This window comes from Streptococcus sp. oral taxon 431 (assembly GCF_023115445.1).
GTDB lineage: Bacteria > Bacillota > Bacilli > Lactobacillales > Streptococcaceae > Streptococcus.
Window position 1 is genome coordinate 21,094 of sequence record NZ_JALDUI010000012.1, and the last position, 15,703, is coordinate 36,796.

Sequence of the window (15,703 nt, forward strand, 5' to 3'; positions counted from 1 at the left end):
AAAACTTGTTGTATGTTCAACTGGAGAAGGCAAGGATTTTCCTATCCAGTTGGTAACTTTTCTTCGACTCATTACAGTGGCAAAAGAGTCTATACTCTAATATAATGTCATACTGTCCTTCAAAATTGACATAATCTACAAGCTATACGTAGCTACACCTAGTAGATTCTTATTTAAATTTTTAACAACTTGAAGATTTTCTTCAAAGTTTTTATATCTAGTTATACCATACTCTTCTACAAATAAAATGTTGTCAGAATCTAGTACAGACTTAATGTTATTTAAATTTCCAATGACAATATTTTCTGGTAAGGCTTTAGCATATTGCTTAGAAAATTTATCAAAAACATTTTTATTCGTTGCTATCACTAATAAGTTCTTATTTCCATTCTTATATTGTATAACATCTTTAAAATTAGCTACATTATCTAATTTCACTACAAAATCTACACCATATTTTTCATAATCTCCAGCTCTATTAATAGTTGGATTAAAAATATACGCTGCTACGTTAACAAATATTACTAAAAACAGAGCTCCAATTCCGAGTATAATCACACGAATGAATAAAGTAACTTTATTTACTCCAGATTCTATGTCATTTTTTTCAAGTTCTTTTGAATAAACTGTCTCCAATTTTTCAATTGTGACCCCAGAGTATGTCTGTTTATATTTATCAATCAAATAATCCAATTTCTGTTCAATAATATCATTCGCCAATTTACTTGGTGTTAATATTTTTACTGTAATTCCCGCATTATTTAATAAGGAATTTACTTCTATCTTTTTGTTCCAAAAATCAAAATTTGAGTTTTTAAGTGTAACCTCAGATGTCAGTAATTCTGACGCAATTTTTTTCATATCTGATTCTGATTGGTCATTGAACAAATAAGCTCCATTTAAATTGGCTTGAATCAAACGTCCATAGAAATCACTATATCCTCCAATTGTGTTACTATTAGGAGTTTTAGTTTCATCTTCTGGCGCTATGATTTTATACGAAAGATAACTAGAATAATTACTAGCATCCTTTACAACAGACTTTGTTGTAAGTACTTTATATGAGTATGGAATAGCTAAACAAAGAAATAAAACTATTAGTGAAACCAGATTTAATACTCTTCTCTTATAAATATTTGCAAATAAATCTGCAATCGAATAATTATCAAACATTATACATCTCCTTTATTATCAACTGTGTATTTTAATTTTCTTTCTATTAGGGTTGCTACAAAAAAGATAACAAAAATAATTCCCCAATATTGCAATGTAACTAAATTAAAGAAGCTCTCTGTAAAGCCTCCTCTCGGCATAAAGAATAGATTATTTAAAATTAATAACGTAATACCGAATAATAGTACTCCAGATTTATAAGCTGATTTTATCATAAATATGAAACCTATTCCCATTAGAATACTCAACAGAAATAGTCCAAGCATTCCATAATCAGTATACATTTCCATTATATAGCTTCCACCTATGCCATGACCTGCCAAATAATCCTGTTTCAAAACAATATACGAAATATTGTGAGCGTATCTGTCACTTTCAAGAGCTAATTCTAGACTATTATTAGCACTAGTAAAGGGAGTTCCACCAAATAAAATACCTAAATTCCCTCTAGTGATATACTCAATTATAGGACTAAATGTATAATTTCTAAACTCTTTTATTGGTAAATTACTTCCATATAAGTATCCCCTTGCTAAAACACCAAAGCTAGTTCCTTGTTTATAGATAAAATCTAAAAAAAGTTCAGAAATACTCATATTCCCAATCCCTGCTCCATCACGGGCATAATTCAAAAATCCCATAACAAGCATCATGATAGGAGCACCTATATAGAACATAGCTTTTTCTTTTACACCTATCCATATCCCTTTTTCTGTTTGATTTCTCATAAAATAATAAATAAAAGAAAATATCAAACTTAATACAAATGGATTTCTAGTTCCTATTAAAAGATTAATCACATTTCCAACGACAAACATACCTAACACTATTGTTGAATGACGTTTGTTGGGCTTAGTAGCTAAATAGATACACATGGCATAAACTACAAACGTTGATAATGTATAGGTAAAATAAGGTAGCTCGCTTTTGAAATCTGCATAATACTCATAATATGATACATTTACTCTATACATTAGCCGTTCGATTAACCTAATTAAATAGAACGGATATGAAACTAGAAATACTGCTAGAGATACTTTTCTTATACTATTTATAAATAATATAGATTTTTGAGTTTTATAGCCCTCTTTTTTATTGTTTTCTTTTTTAGAAATTAATAAACCTCCTATTGTTAATCCAATAATAGAAACAATAACAGCCAAAAATGAAAATCTATAGACATCTTCCTGATAAGTATTTATCAACCCCTGCTTGAAATAATCTATGGTTGGTCTAGACACTAAAAATAGAAAAATTGTAATGTAAAAAATAAGGTGGATTATATAATACTTTATATTGTTAAAACAGTATAGGATACTACTTATAATAAGCATAACTAAAGTTATCAATAACGTAATAATCGAATTGTTATATATATATGCAATACCCAAAAAAATAGTTATAACATAGCTAAATAGCGTAATTAGATAATACACTCTTTTCCAATCTAATATCAAATACTCACCTCATTCCTCTACACGGTAATTAAAAAACATCCCCAGTAGAAACAATACGTTTCTTAAAATTATATAGGTACTCTGATAATTCTAACTCTATCATTTCTACTTCCTCCCTGTATTTATCATCTCTATTGTAAACTTGTAAATTATTCACAGAAATAGCTGGGTTGAAATACTCAAACTTTGCTTTATGATGGACAGAATCTATACCGATGAAATTTTCTATATCTTGTTTTGTTTCCTCATAATTCAAAACCAAATCCTCAAAATTTAATCGTAATGCTAAAGTATTTGTTTTTTTCTCATTTTCTCTCATCATTTTGTAATAATTACAAAATTCCTTAACATCGGTTGGATATGGCACCTCTTGATTTCTTGGCTTCCAAAAGTATTTATTCATTATAAATACATCCCGAGGATCTCTAGAAATTATTATTGGAAATAACTCTTCAATTTTATAATTATCAATTATATTAAGATTATGGGGCAATAAAAGCTGATCTAGGACTATATACTCTTCTTTATCCGAAATTTCTTTTATTACATTCAAAATAAATTTTCTACTTTTTTCATAGAAATCATCCGACGCTACCATACTCATTTCTAATTGCACTTGTTTTGGCTTTGTTGTCTTTTTAAAGATAATTCTCTTTATAACTCTCATAAGCCAGGCAATTTTTGAAGGTTTTTGATGATAATACCAAATCCCCTGATATTTACTAGTTATTATAGAATCCAAATAAGATTCTACCACATTCATGAAGTTATGCGATATTTTATCTTTATAATCAGCTATTCCCCAACCATCATAATGATACAACTTTTCCATGAGTTTTCTAAAATTCTTTATGGCTTCATCGCTTCTTATAGCATTATTATTATATAGTAATTTATATTCTAAATCAAATAATCCATCGGGTGCATATAAGAATACATACTCAAAGTCTGAATTTTTTGTGTTTATTCCTTCATATTCTTTTAATAAATCTGTCACAGCAGAAGATCCACTTCCCATATAACTCATAGGAACTATGATTTTATCCATATTTTTATCATCCTATAATTCTTTAATGATTTTTTTTATACTAGCAATTTGTTTATCCAAGGAAAATTTATCTACATGTTCTCTACACACTTCCGACTTAATTATTCTATTTTCCTTATTTTTACTAAGTTCTTCTAAAATATAATTTGTAATTTCTTCATTGTTGTCTGAAACAAAGCCACATTTTTGAGAATTATATAGTTCAGTTGTTCCCCCTACAGGTGTACTAATGAATCCCTTTCCCAAAGCTAAACTTTCGACTAAAACGGTAGGAAAGCCCTCTGCTTCTGATAATAAAATGACATAAGAGGATTTTTTTATGTATGGATACGGGTTTTTAACATAGCCCAACATAAAAACATTGTTCTCTAACTTATTATCATGTATAAATTTACTAACATATTCCTCTAAATCTCCTTTGCCTAATAGATATAATTTTTTATCGGGAATCTTTTCAACCACATTCTTAAAAACTTCTAACAGTCTCTTTATGCCCTTTGATTCTTCTATTCGTCCTATATAGATAAGACTATCCTCTTCAAATTTAATTTCCGCATTTTCAAGAGATTTAGCATTGATATCATTAAAATCATATCCATTATATACTAGTTCTATTTTTTTCTTATACTCAGGATAAATTTCTTTGATGGATTCTTCTGTTTTTTCTGAAATAGCTATTATTTTGTTAACAGATCTTAGTTTTTTACCTTGTCTAATCCTAGATATTTTATGATTTTGCAAATTATAAATTGTTCCATGATTCCACGATATTGTTTTCACATCATCATTAAGTAAATAAACTGGATAAAGATAATTAAAAGCAATCTCATAATCGTATTTTTTTCGAGTTATTCTATTTCTAAAAAATTTTGGAAAGAACAAGAACAGCTTCCATTTAATACTTTTAAAAAGACTAGTATTTTCTAAATTTTTGAATACAGGTTCTAATACATTAATATTTTCATCGTCACTCACTACAATACCATGATGATTTATCTCTAAAACATCAATATCATATTCATCGCTTAGGCCTTTTGAAATATTTTCCAGAATTTTTTCAGCTCCGCCCCCCATACTAAAAGACCAGGTTATAAACAAAATTTTCTTTTTATCCATATCTCACCTATTTCAAAAGTTTTTTCACTATTTTTTTTTGATTATATTTTATCAAATACATTAGTATTTTTCTCTTTAAAGGTTGACTCTTTAAATATTTATTTTTTATCCAATTTGGATATTTAATTTTAACTTTTTTTAGATATTCGTCTAATAGAGGAGAGGCTTCATCTATTCTTAAGATATTTGCGTATCCTCCGTATAAAATATGGTACCAGTTAAAATATTCTAACTCTTCTTTATATTCTCCTGGATAATTTTCTGCATAGTATTCTTCTACACTCTTTACCATAATTTCTATATCTCTTATTTTATTTATAGCAGTGCCACCACGCATAATAGAACCTTCTGTTAAATAATATTTGTATATACTATAATTAAAATATTTTGCTCTACTTACATTAGGCCATAGTTTTGCTACAAACTCAAAATCTTCATATAAATAGCCACTTTTAAAGGTTACTTTAGTTTTTCTTAAAAATTCTAAATCATATATATAATGCCAAACAGCATTTGGAAGAGTAAAAAGTTTCTTTTCTGTATTAGGAATAAGTATCGTATTTTCTTGTATTCCCATACTTATAGTCTCTAGTTTACTATTCTCATATCCTACTCGATAATCAAATATATTTACTTCTTCTAGTTTTTGATTAGCTATAAATTCTATTGCCCCTTCATCTATCTCATCATCTACATCAACAAACCATAGATAATCTCCACTAGCTTCTTCTAGAATTACTCTTCTTACATGAGCTAAACCTGAATTGGTTTGTGTTATTACTTTTATCTGGGATATTTTTTCACTATACTCTTTTAATATTGTTTTACTATTATCTTTTGAACCATCATTTACTATTAATAATTCTAACTTTATGTTTTCTTTTGCTTTCTCATACTCTTTGAGTATAGAATCTATACAACGGGATATATATTTTTCTCCGTTGTATACTGGTATGCCTATTGTTAATTTCATTCTTTTTTTCCTATTATCTCTTTTATAAATCTATATACTCTTCTAGAATTTCTGTCATCGTATATTCTAAAAAACTTTTCAATTTTTTCTTTGTATCTATCTTCCAGGATCCACTTATTATTAAATTGTTTTTGAATATCTGATATTAATTCATCTAGGGTATCTATTGATTTTCCGAAGCCATCTTTATAATCATAGTATCCTTCTTCGTACTGACCCTCCCTAAATTTTTTATAATCAAATTGATAAAACAAAACTGGCTTTCTCATATAAGCAAAATCCATAAATACACTTGAGTAATCTGTAATTAAAAAAGCTGACTCTTTTAATAATTCTTGTATATCATATTTTTTCCAATCTGCCAATATTATATTATCCGAAGAAGTTTGAAATTCTTGTAAATTATTTTGCATATTTCTATGCGGATAAAAAATTAACGTTAAGTCATTTTCTTCTAAAAAAGTTTTTAGGTCCTTACTTAATAAAAACTCATTCCATTTTTTAAAATATTCACTTTCTGTAAAAATACTGCCTTCATTAAAGCTAGTTCTAGCTTTAGTATTTAGGTTTAACCATTCTCTCCATGTAGGCATTACAAGAATTTGATTATTTTTTACAATGTTATTATGGAGGTTGTCAAATCTAGGAAAACCTAAATATTTTACATACCCACTAGGATAACCAAACTTTTCCTCTATTTCCTTGTACTCTTGTTCTGCTCCACATATAAAGCCACGCATCTTTGTATTTTCATAATATAGCCATTTAGCATCTGAAACTGTTATTCCATGTTGTAAAAATACTTTATTGGTTTTTAATCCTAAATATACTTCCATAAGATTAAAAACAGCTGCATTAGGGTTTCCCGCTTTTTGTGTACTTACATTTACTCCTGCACTTAAATAATAAATCCAGTGTCTCAAAGACCAATACTGTATACATTCTCCTAACTCTTTGACTTTTTGAGCATCAGGAGATTTCAAATCAATAACATATATTACATTTTCCTCTGGGTGATTTTCTCTAATATATTTAAACAACCAATAGCCATTATCTCTAGCTTCTTTTTCACTTTCACATATTAGTATTAGATTCTTATTCTTGCGTCTAAAGAAAAGAGAAATAACATAGGCTATAGGAAAAATAAATATAAGCGAAATAATATCTCTTATAGAAATTAATCTTAATTTTTCAAAAAAATTTCTACTCATCTTAGTACCTCCTCATATACGTGCTTATAGTTTAATGAAAATTTCCAACTTATTCTCTTTTTTATTAGAGCAAAAATCTGATGTTTGGAAAAATAATCCAAGGGAAGAACATCCAGAGCCAAGCCATGTGGGAGGTCCAAATCTTGTTGGTAAGGCTTGATGCAAGTTGTTGCCTTATCTCGAATAGTGATAAAGAGGTTGCGGTCAACAAAGTCTCTATCACTTTTTGATAGGAAGTAACGCTCATCCGCATAACAAGGCCATAGCTCTGCTAATTTTTCATAATCCTTGCGGGGCATAAAGAAGTCTAAATCATCATCCCAAGGGATAAAACCTTTATTTCGTAGAGCGCCAATAGCTCCTCCACCACACAAATAACAGAGCAATCCGTGTTCTTTACAAAAGGCGACAAAATATTCAGCCATCTCTAGGCTACGAGCTTGAATTGCCTTTAAATCACTCATCTCATTCTCTTCCTCTTCTATAGAATACATCATTCTATTATACCATAAAAATAGTTTATAAATCCATCTGACCATGTGAAAAATCAAAGCCCAAGATAACTATTTCCATAGGTATCTCAAGCTCTGATTCATCTTATATTTTATCTAAATCCCATTTGGGCCAATTTATTTTGGTAAGCTTTTTGATCCACTCGAAGGGATTGACCACCGTATACGTCAAAGTCGTCTACCCAGTCTCCAAGTTCTGGAACTGTCAATCTTTCAATACCATTCTGACCTCCTTCAAGAACTGATAAGCCATTGGTCAATAAGAAAGTATATGGAAGATTTGTAGAGGTCATGGCAAATACTTTTCCTAGTGCTTCTGAGCCTGTGAAAAGTTTTGTCGGATCTTTAATTTGCTGTAAAACAGCAGTCATGACTTGTTGCTGTCTACGAGTACGACCATAATCCCCTTCATCATCATCACGGAAACGTGCATAGTTAAGAAGAGTCGAACCATTCATCTGTTGTTTTCCTACTTTAATGGTTTGAGTCGGTGACTCAGTTTCCGTTGCGTGCAAGTCATCTCCTACAGTCGCTTCTGTAACTGGGACCCCGTTTAGAGTTGAAAACTGAGCATCAATGGTCACACCATCAGGGAAGAGCGTATCAATGGCAGTCGCAAAGGCTTGGAAATCGACAAGGGCATAATATTTAATGTCTAGATCAAAATTATCCTTGAGGACCTTGCGGACCATTTCAGCTCCTTGTTTACCTTCTTGTTCCCCTAATTCGTAGGCCAAGTTTAATTTATGGTCGGTCTGTTTTTGACCGTTAATAACTTGGCTATATCCATCGATATAAACTAGGTTGTCCCTCATAAAACTAACCAGCTTAAGCTTCTTATCTTTACCACTAACATTCAGAACCATGACAGAATCCGTCCGTGTTTCTGAACTATTCTGTCCGATACGGCCATCTGTTCCCAAAATAAGAATATTAACACCATCTCGGGTATCCTGTCCATTAAAAACCTCAACCTGAGCAGCTTTGGCATCTTTGGACCCATTTGAGCTATTAGGATTTGCCGATTGGAATCCCTTTAAGAACATGACGATCATTCCAACTGCTACACAAAGCAATAACATCCCTAACCAAGCAAATAAGCGTTTAAAACGAAAACCTCTTTTTTTCTTTGGCTTCTTAGCCTTCGTTTCCAGTTGAGCTCCACTACTACGGCGGCTAGAGCGACTACGATTAGCATAGGTTGGCAGGTCGATACCAGAGTCTGAAAGAAGTTGTTCTTTGGTTTCTGGATTGAAAACTTCCGCTGAATCTTTTTGACCTTCTAACTTAGCATGTAAAAAGTCAAATTCTCTCTTTTCTTTCTCATTCAAATAATGAATATTTTTCAAAAGATAGTCATATCTCAGTTTTTCATGGTGTGTCAAAGGATTCTCTCTAGTCATTCCTTCTCCTTTCCTTTATCCTGTATGGTATAGATAGGATAAGCACCTAGTACTTTATAGTGGATCCCAATCGTTTTTAGTTCTTTTTGAGCAAAATGGACCAGTTCTTTATCAGCATAGTCCACATCAATGATAAAAAAGTATTCTCCCAAGGCTGTTTTTAGAGGACGACTCTCAATTTTAGTCAAGTTGATTCCTCGCCAAGCAAAGGTAGAAAGTGCCTTATATAATGCACCTGGAAGATTATCTGGCAAAGTCAAAGCTAGACTCATCTTTTCAGAACCTGGACTCAAGGGAATTTGTGGTAAGTTAGGTCCCAAAACCCAAAAACGAGTAAAATTGGCTTCCATTTCTTGAATATCTTGAGTGATGAGTTCTAAACCATATTCCTCTGCAGAACTTCTTGGAGCAATCGCCGCAAATGGTTGATCAGAATGCTCAGAAACATAGCGCGCAGCGTAGGCTGTACTGGCAGTGACTTCTAGTTGCGCATCTGGATAATGCTCGTCAATAAATTTCTTCCCCTGTGCCAAGGCCTGTGGGTGAGAAAAGATTTTCTCAATTTTAGATTGCCCTGGCACTGCCATCAGCTGTTGATGGATTGGCTGAACAATCTCTGCCACAGCTTGAATGCGAGCCTGATGGAAAAGATAGTCCAAGGTTTCATGAACACTACCTTCAATGGAATTTTCAACTGGAACTACTGAATAGTCTACCATTCCCTGTTCATAGGCCTTTATAACGTCCGTAATATTTGAAAAAGGCTCTAGTTCCTCATGTGGAAAAGCCGTCTGCACAACATGGTGCGAAAAAGATCCTTTGGGACCTAGATAGGCAATTTTCATCTCAATTCCTCTATAATTTCCTCTGGGCTTAGCTTGGACACATCGATAACTTTACTAGCCACTTCCTCATACCAAGTCTGTCTTTCATTAAAAATTGCAGCCAAATCTTCCTTGCTATTGTTCAGAAATAGTGGGCGTTGATTGTCCTTATCAGCTGAAATTCGCTGGTAAAGGGTCTCAAAATCTGCTTTAAGATAGATGTTGTCTGGATTTTGCTTTAGCAAGGCACGATTTTTCTGAGAAATGACCACCCCACCACCAGTAGACACGACTTGGTCCATTTTTAGTAGGTCAGCCAAAACTTCTTCTTCTATCTGACGGAAGGCTGCTTCTCCTTTTTCTTCAAAGAAACGAGCAATTGGCATCCCCAGTCGGTCTTCAAGCAAGGCATCCATGTCTACAAAGTCAGGATCTAATCCTCTAGCAATAGTTGATTTTCCTGCACCCATAAAACCTAGTAAAACCTTAGCCATGAATCAAAGTCTCCAAATCATCAAAGAAGCTTGGGTAGCTAGTATTAATGGCTTCTGCACGATCCAATTCAACTTCTCCATCTGCCACTAAAAGCGCTGCAATGGCTGTCATCATGCCGATACGGTGGTCACCAAAGGTATTGACTCTAGCTCCATGGAGAGCAGATTTCCCTTCGATAATCATGCCGTCTGCTGTAGGAGTAATCGCTGCTCCCATGCTATTTAAAGCATCTGCAACAACCTGAATACGGTCTGTCTCTTTGACTTTAAGTTCTTCAGCATCTTTGATGACCGTTTGCCCTTGAGCTTGGGTAGCAAGGAGAGCGATAATTGGTAATTCATCAATTAAGCGCGGAATCAAGGCTCCGCCAATCTCTGTTCCCTTCAAATCTGAAGTTTCAACAGTCAAGGTTGCAGACTTAGCAATTGGATCAATATCAGTAATCTCTAATTTGCCACCCATAGCACGGATGACATCGATAATACCTGTACGTGTTTCGTTAATACCGACATTCTTAAGTACCACATGAGAATTTGGAACAATCAAACCTGCCACCAACCAAAAGGCTGCACTAGAAATATCTCCTGGAACGACAACCTTTTGTCCACTTAGTTTCTGTGGTCCCTGGACAGTGATTTTCTTACCATCGACACTCAAGTCTCCGCCAAATTGACGCAACATATCTTCTGTATGATTACGAGTGCACTCCTTCTCAATGATGACAGACTGGCCCTGAGCCTGCAAAGCTGCAAAAATCAAGGCTGACTTGACTTGAGCAGAGGCAATCGGCAATTCATAATGAATAGGTGTTAAGTTTTTTGTTCCTTTTAAGTGTAACGGTGGCAAGTCTCGCTCTGTCTGACCAGAAATGCTAACTCCCATTTTTTTCAAAGGAAGGGTCACACGGTCCATAGGACGTTTAGAAAGACTGTCATCTCCAAACATCTCTACTTCAAAGTCTGTACCAGCAAGGACACCTGAAATCAAACGAATAGAGGTCCCAGAATTCCCCATATCGAGAGCGTCCTTAGGGGCTTTCAATCCATCTATCCCAACACCTTGAATGGTAACGACACCGTCTTTATCCTCTATCTCAACACCGAGGTCACGAAAAACTTGCATAGTTGATAGAACATCTTCACCACGTAAGATATCATAAACCTTAGTCTCACCTTCAGCCAAACTTCCAAAAATAATAGAGCGATGACTGATAGACTTATCACCTGGTACTCGAATACTACCGTTCAAGTGGTTAATGTTTGTTTTTAACTTCATACTAGACCTCATACTGACAATACTTTTTCTTATTTTATCATAAAAAGTCAGAAATTTCTTAAAAATTCCTGACTTTATGATAGTTAATAATATTTTTTCAATAGACTTTTACCTTTTTGATTTATTTCAACCTGAAGCTTTTTAATAGCAATTCTTTTTCATTTTCAATTTACCAGCTATCTGAAGAGCCACCACCATCAAATCCACCGCCATCCCAATCATTTGAAGACCAAGATGAACTAGAACTACTAGTATCATATCTAGATGTAGAAGAATCTAATCTACCATAAGAACTTGACTGTACTCTTTGTGAAGCATAGTAGCTTTTTTTGAGCTCGGAAGTCCAAGAAGCATTCTTCACAAAATCTTTATCGTTTGGATAGAGTTTTCCCTTCCCATTATAAGAGTATTGAGAGCGGTTCAGCCTATCTAGTTCTTTCTTTTAACTTCTGCGTAGTATTCTTCTATCAGTAATGTAGTCCAAGTATCATTAGGTAAAAAACCTTTTGAGTCTGGATAGAGTTTGTTATCTCCTGTGTAGTTATACTGAGACCTAATTAAACGCTTATTTTTTTATAGTAAGATTTACGTTCTTCAGTCCACGTATCGTTAGGTACAAAGTCAGGAAAATCTGGATATAGCTTCCCCTTTCCCTCATACTCATACTTAGAAAAGCGACATCTTTTTAAGTACCTGAACCACGTTACTAAACTCAGTAAAAGAAAGAACATTAGATAGAACAATATCGGAAACGGAATGTAATCGAAATACTTACTAAGGCCTTCATTATTTTTTAATGATTTTTCATAGATTTTTGGAAGCTGAGTATTCTTATTCTCTTTCTTGTTTATGATTTCAGCTTTCCCAGATTCGGCTTTAGAGATACCTACTAGAATTCTGTTAAGAGCATCAGTATATTTCCCTTCTTTCATGTAAGGCTTCGAATCATTTAGTAAAGAACTGGCCTTCGAGTCAGTAAGCCAAATTGCTGCTTCATTGGATGTTTCAATACGAAACTTCCTATCCTTTATAGCAATAGCGATTAAAATTCCACTGTTGGAATCTTGTTTCCCAATTTTCCATTTGCGTGCAACCTCATTGGCTACCTCTTCGATACTGGAACCGTCCAGGGTATCTATAATGTAAATACCTACTTGGGTTTCACTTCCAGCATTCATACTCTCTAACGTTTCTGCAACACTAGTGGTTAAATAACCATTAGGATCGTATATCCCATTTAAAGGCCGATCTGGAACAGCTATATTAGCCGCCACTAGCGGCATAAAAAAGAATAAAGGGATAATTAAGAGTAAAATTAACTTTTTCATAGGAGATCCCCCACAAGACTAATCAGTTAAATTGATTTTAGGGATAAACTTTGCATCTTTCTCTGCTCCAATTAACTCAGCTCTATAGTTAGAAACTTTCAAATTTGTTTTGCATTTTGTTTATTAGTAAAGACAATCATTTCCACAGTCATTATTAAACAGACCAGGCTAATAATTCTAGCTTATACAGTAGTTACCGATAATAAAAATACGATTGAGAAATGCCGATAAATCATAAACAAAATATTTTTTTATTTTAGCAATTCTGAAATTGGTTCAAAGACAATTTTTTCAATATCAGAAAGGTAGATAGAAAGTTGTTGCTGTTTGGCAAAGAATTCTGACAAGAGAGAGTTACCTTGAATCTGCTTGCCAAAACTTTCCATTTTTTCTTGGAAAGAAGCATCTGGAATTTGACCAGTTTGTGCCATGATTTGGATTTCATGTTGAAAAGCAATATAATCTGCAAAAATTTTGCTTGCTTCTGCATCCGCTTGGATGGCATCCTTGGCTTCTTTAACCGCCTTGTATTCTGGCAATTCGCGTAGTCCACGACTTAGTGCATTTGCACTATCATAAATATTTGACATAATTGTCCTCCTTATTTGACAACGACTGTATAGTCGGTGTTTTCTGTTATGAGGTGCTCGGCTCGTTCCAAGTCTTGAGCATTTTTAAATGAAATTTGTAGAATCCCGTGAATATCTTCACGGTTTTCCTCATTGATATGGATATTGACCAAAGAAGTTCCACGTAGCAATTCCAAGATGCGTAAAATCACATCTTCCTCATCGGGAACATCTACATAAAGGTCAAATGAGCTATCTACTCCTCCGCGTTTATGGATTTCCATAGCCTGACGTTGCTCACGCGCTTGATTGAAAAAATTCCATATTTGGTTTTCATCACCCTTACTGATAGCTTGTCCAATCTCGTTCAAACGGCCCCTGAAGTCCTCGATGCGTTCAACAATGGTCTCCCGATTGGATAAGAGGATAGAAGTCCACATACCTGGCTCGCTTTCAGCAATCCGAGTCATATCACGGAAACCACCTGCCGCAAAGCGTCGAGCCATTTCATGCTCCGCAGCATAACTTGCAGTTTGTTCCATCAGGCCTGATGCTAAGATATGCGGAAAATGACTAATCTGAGAAGTCACTCGATCATGCTCTTCAGCATCGATTTCAATGAAACGAGCATGAAGACCTGACAGCAAGTCTCTCATTTCTTCAAGCGTATCTGGAGTTGTCAGACTCGAAGGCGTAAAGATATAGTAGGCATTTTCAAAGAGATTAACATCGGCAGAAGCCGCTCCTGTCTTGTGACTTCCTGCCATGGGATGGGCCCCGACAAAGCGAACAGACTTATCAGCAAAACACTTCTCAGCTGTAGCCACGATAGCTGACTTGGTCGAGCCAGCATCGGAAATAATGACACCTTCCTTTAAATCCAAGTTTGCCAACTTCTCGATAAAATCAAGTGTTTGCTGGATAGGAAGTGACAAAATAATAATATCCGCTAGTGGAGCAAAACTGGCAAAATCATCCGTCGCACGGTCAATCATTCCTCTCTCCAAGGCAATATCTCTAGACGTTTGACTACGATTGTATCCTAAAATTTCATAATCAGGATGATCCCGCTTGATTCCGAGTGCCATGGAAGCACCAATCAAACCCAATCCTGCGATATAGATGGTTTTAGCCATAAGAACTCCTTAATAATTCTTTGTATACTCCCGATGTTTAGCAACAGCTTCTTTTAATTCCTCCAGATTATCAGAAGAGAATTTCTCTAGAATTTCTTGGGCTAAAACTGTTGCTACAACTGCTTCCATAACAACACCTGCTGCTGGAAGAGCGGTTGGATCACTTCTCTCCACCGTTGCCTTATAAGGCTCATGGGTTTCAATATCGACACTCATTAATGGCTTATAGAGAGTCGGAATTGGTTTCATGACCCCACGAACAATAATCGGTTGGCCATTGGTCATGCCACCTTCAAAACCTCCAAGGTTATTCGTTCGACGAGTATAGCCTTCTTCTTTAGACCAGAGAATTTCATCCATGACTTGACTACCCTTGAGATAACCTGCTTTAAAGCCTAGTCCAAACTCCACACCCTTAAAGGCGTTGATTGAAATAACTGCTTGAGCTAGTCTCGCATCTAGTTTGCGATCCCATTGAACATAAGAACCCAGACCAACAGGAACACCACCCACAACTGTTTCGACAACACCACCAATAGTATCTCCATCACGTTTAATCTGATCAATATAATCCTTGATCTCCTGCTCACGTTCTTGGTTAACGATAGAAACTTCTGATTGAGCAGCCAGTTTTTTAATCTCTAAAACTGTTAAGTTTTCTGGAACATCGATTTCCTTGCCACCAAAGACAATAACATGGTTGGCAATTTCAATATCAAGCTCAGCCAATAGACGTTTAGCCACAGTCCCAACTGCCACCCGCATAGTCGTTTCACGGGCAGATGAACGTTCCAGGGAATTTCGCAAATCATCAAAGCGGTATTTGATCCCCCCTACCAAGTCGGCATGACCTGGGCGAGGATGAGTGATTTTTCGTTTACTTTTAAGGCTATCTTCAATGTCCTCGGCAGACATGATATCAAGCCACTTTTGATGGTCTTTATTAATGACATCCATGGTAATGGGAGCCCCTGTCGTCTTCCCATGGCGAACGCCAGAAGTAAAGACAACCTGATCACTCTCAATCTTCATGCGGCCACCACGGCCGTAGCCACCTTGGCGACGTTTGAGATCCTCATTGATATCCTCGGTAGTCAAAGGAAGGCCTGCTGGGATTCCTTCAATAATTGCTGTCAGACGAGGACCGTGTGATTCTCCTGCTGTTAAATATCTCATACATTCT

Annotated in this window: 14 protein-coding genes and 1 pseudogene; all 15 read right to left on the bottom strand. The window is 34.7% G+C overall.

Features of this window, described 5'->3' with window-relative positions:
* Positions 1-135: 135 nt before the first annotated feature.
* A complete protein-coding gene (locus M1R56_RS07040; RefSeq protein WP_248035315.1) occupies positions 136-1,173 on the bottom strand; it encodes a prephenate dehydratase in 1,038 nt (345 codons plus the stop codon).
* Positions 1,173-2,627: an O-antigen polysaccharide polymerase Wzy family protein gene (locus tag M1R56_RS07045; protein WP_248035380.1), complete on the bottom strand. Its 1,455-nt coding sequence runs from the start codon at positions 2,625-2,627 to the stop codon at positions 1,173-1,175. Before M1R56_RS07045 ends, M1R56_RS07040 begins: the two co-directional genes overlap by 1 nt.
* 31 nt (positions 2,628-2,658) lie before the next feature.
* Positions 2,659-3,678: a sulfotransferase gene (locus tag M1R56_RS07050; RefSeq protein ID WP_248035317.1), complete on the bottom strand. Its 1,020-nt coding sequence runs from the start codon at positions 3,676-3,678 to the stop codon at positions 2,659-2,661.
* Positions 3,679-3,690: 12 nt separating this feature from the next.
* Complete coding sequence (locus M1R56_RS07055; RefSeq protein ID WP_248035319.1) at positions 3,691-4,794, bottom strand: glycosyltransferase; 1,104 nt, start codon at positions 4,792-4,794, stop codon at positions 3,691-3,693.
* Between the two features lie 7 nt (positions 4,795-4,801).
* Complete coding sequence (locus tag M1R56_RS07060) at positions 4,802-5,767, bottom strand: glycosyltransferase (protein WP_248035321.1); 966 nt, start codon at positions 5,765-5,767, stop codon at positions 4,802-4,804.
* A complete protein-coding gene (locus tag M1R56_RS07065; protein ID WP_248035322.1) occupies positions 5,764-6,978 on the bottom strand; it encodes a CDP-glycerol glycerophosphotransferase family protein in 1,215 nt (404 codons plus the stop codon). Before M1R56_RS07065 ends, M1R56_RS07060 begins: the two co-directional genes overlap by 4 nt.
* A gap of 44 nt (positions 6,979-7,022) precedes the next feature.
* A pseudogene (locus M1R56_RS07070) lies at positions 7,023-7,442 on the bottom strand (LicD family protein); the annotation flags it as partial.
* Positions 7,443-7,582: 140 nt separating this feature from the next.
* The gene (locus tag M1R56_RS07075; protein WP_248035324.1) at positions 7,583-8,893 is read right to left on the bottom strand and encodes an LCP family protein; all 1,311 of its coding nucleotides are present in this window, start codon (positions 8,891-8,893) and stop codon (positions 7,583-7,585) included.
* Positions 8,890-9,738: a prephenate dehydratase gene (gene pheA, locus M1R56_RS07080; RefSeq protein ID WP_248035327.1), complete on the bottom strand. Its 849-nt coding sequence runs from the start codon at positions 9,736-9,738 to the stop codon at positions 8,890-8,892. Before pheA ends, M1R56_RS07075 begins: the two co-directional genes overlap by 4 nt.
* A complete protein-coding gene (locus M1R56_RS07085) occupies positions 9,735-10,211 on the bottom strand; it encodes a shikimate kinase (RefSeq protein ID WP_248035329.1) in 477 nt (158 codons plus the stop codon). The genes pheA and M1R56_RS07085 overlap by 4 nt, the downstream gene beginning before the upstream one ends.
* Positions 10,204-11,487, bottom strand: a complete 1,284-nt coding sequence (gene aroA / locus M1R56_RS07090) for a 3-phosphoshikimate 1-carboxyvinyltransferase (RefSeq protein WP_248035331.1) — start codon at positions 11,485-11,487, stop codon at positions 10,204-10,206. Before aroA ends, M1R56_RS07085 begins: the two co-directional genes overlap by 8 nt.
* 557 nt (positions 11,488-12,044) lie before the next feature.
* Positions 12,045-12,815 carry a TPM domain-containing protein gene (locus M1R56_RS07095; RefSeq protein ID WP_248035333.1) on the bottom strand — a complete coding sequence of 257 codons (771 nt, stop codon included), beginning with the start codon at positions 12,813-12,815 and terminating at the stop codon, positions 12,045-12,047.
* 251 nt (positions 12,816-13,066) lie between these two features.
* The gene (locus M1R56_RS07100; RefSeq protein ID WP_248035335.1) at positions 13,067-13,405 is read right to left on the bottom strand and encodes a YlbF/YmcA family competence regulator; all 339 of its coding nucleotides are present in this window, start codon (positions 13,403-13,405) and stop codon (positions 13,067-13,069) included.
* 11 nt (positions 13,406-13,416) lie between these two features.
* The gene (locus M1R56_RS07105; protein ID WP_248035337.1) at positions 13,417-14,520 is read right to left on the bottom strand and encodes a prephenate dehydrogenase; all 1,104 of its coding nucleotides are present in this window, start codon (positions 14,518-14,520) and stop codon (positions 13,417-13,419) included.
* A 9-nt stretch (positions 14,521-14,529) separates the two neighbouring features.
* Positions 14,530-15,696: a chorismate synthase gene (aroC, locus tag M1R56_RS07110; protein ID WP_248035338.1), complete on the bottom strand. Its 1,167-nt coding sequence runs from the start codon at positions 15,694-15,696 to the stop codon at positions 14,530-14,532.
* Between the last annotated feature and the right edge of the window lie 7 nt (positions 15,697-15,703).

Excerpts from the sequence above, each read along its gene's own strand:
- M1R56_RS07040 (WP_248035315.1), bottom strand. The coding sequence starts at position 1,173 with ATGTTTGATAATTATTCGATTGCAGATTTATTTGCAAATATTTATAAG.
- M1R56_RS07050 (WP_248035317.1), bottom strand. The coding sequence starts at position 3,678 with ATGGATAAAATCATAGTTCCTATGAGTTATATGGGAAGTGGATCTTCT.
- M1R56_RS07055 (WP_248035319.1), bottom strand. The coding sequence starts at position 4,794 with ATGGATAAAAAGAAAATTTTGTTTATAACCTGGTCTTTTAGTATGGGG.
- M1R56_RS07060 (WP_248035321.1), bottom strand. The coding sequence starts at position 5,767 with ATGAAATTAACAATAGGCATACCAGTATACAACGGAGAAAAATATATA.
- M1R56_RS07065 (WP_248035322.1), bottom strand. The coding sequence starts at position 6,978 with ATGAGTAGAAATTTTTTTGAAAAATTAAGATTAATTTCTATAAGAGAT.
- M1R56_RS07075 (WP_248035324.1), bottom strand. The coding sequence starts at position 8,893 with ATGACTAGAGAGAATCCTTTGACACACCATGAAAAACTGAGATATGAC.
- pheA (WP_248035327.1), bottom strand. The coding sequence starts at position 9,738 with ATGAAAATTGCCTATCTAGGTCCCAAAGGATCTTTTTCGCACCATGTT.
- M1R56_RS07085 (WP_248035329.1), bottom strand. The coding sequence starts at position 10,211 with ATGGCTAAGGTTTTACTAGGTTTTATGGGTGCAGGAAAATCAACTATT.
- aroA (WP_248035331.1), bottom strand. The coding sequence starts at position 11,487 with ATGAAGTTAAAAACAAACATTAACCACTTGAACGGTAGTATTCGAGTA.
- M1R56_RS07095 (WP_248035333.1), bottom strand. The coding sequence starts at position 12,815 with ATGAAAAAGTTAATTTTACTCTTAATTATCCCTTTATTCTTTTTTATG.
- M1R56_RS07100 (WP_248035335.1), bottom strand. The coding sequence starts at position 13,405 with ATGTCAAATATTTATGATAGTGCAAATGCACTAAGTCGTGGACTACGC.
- M1R56_RS07105 (WP_248035337.1), bottom strand. The coding sequence starts at position 14,520 with ATGGCTAAAACCATCTATATCGCAGGATTGGGTTTGATTGGTGCTTCC.
- aroC (WP_248035338.1), bottom strand. The coding sequence starts at position 15,696 with ATGAGATATTTAACAGCAGGAGAATCACACGGTCCTCGTCTGACAGCA.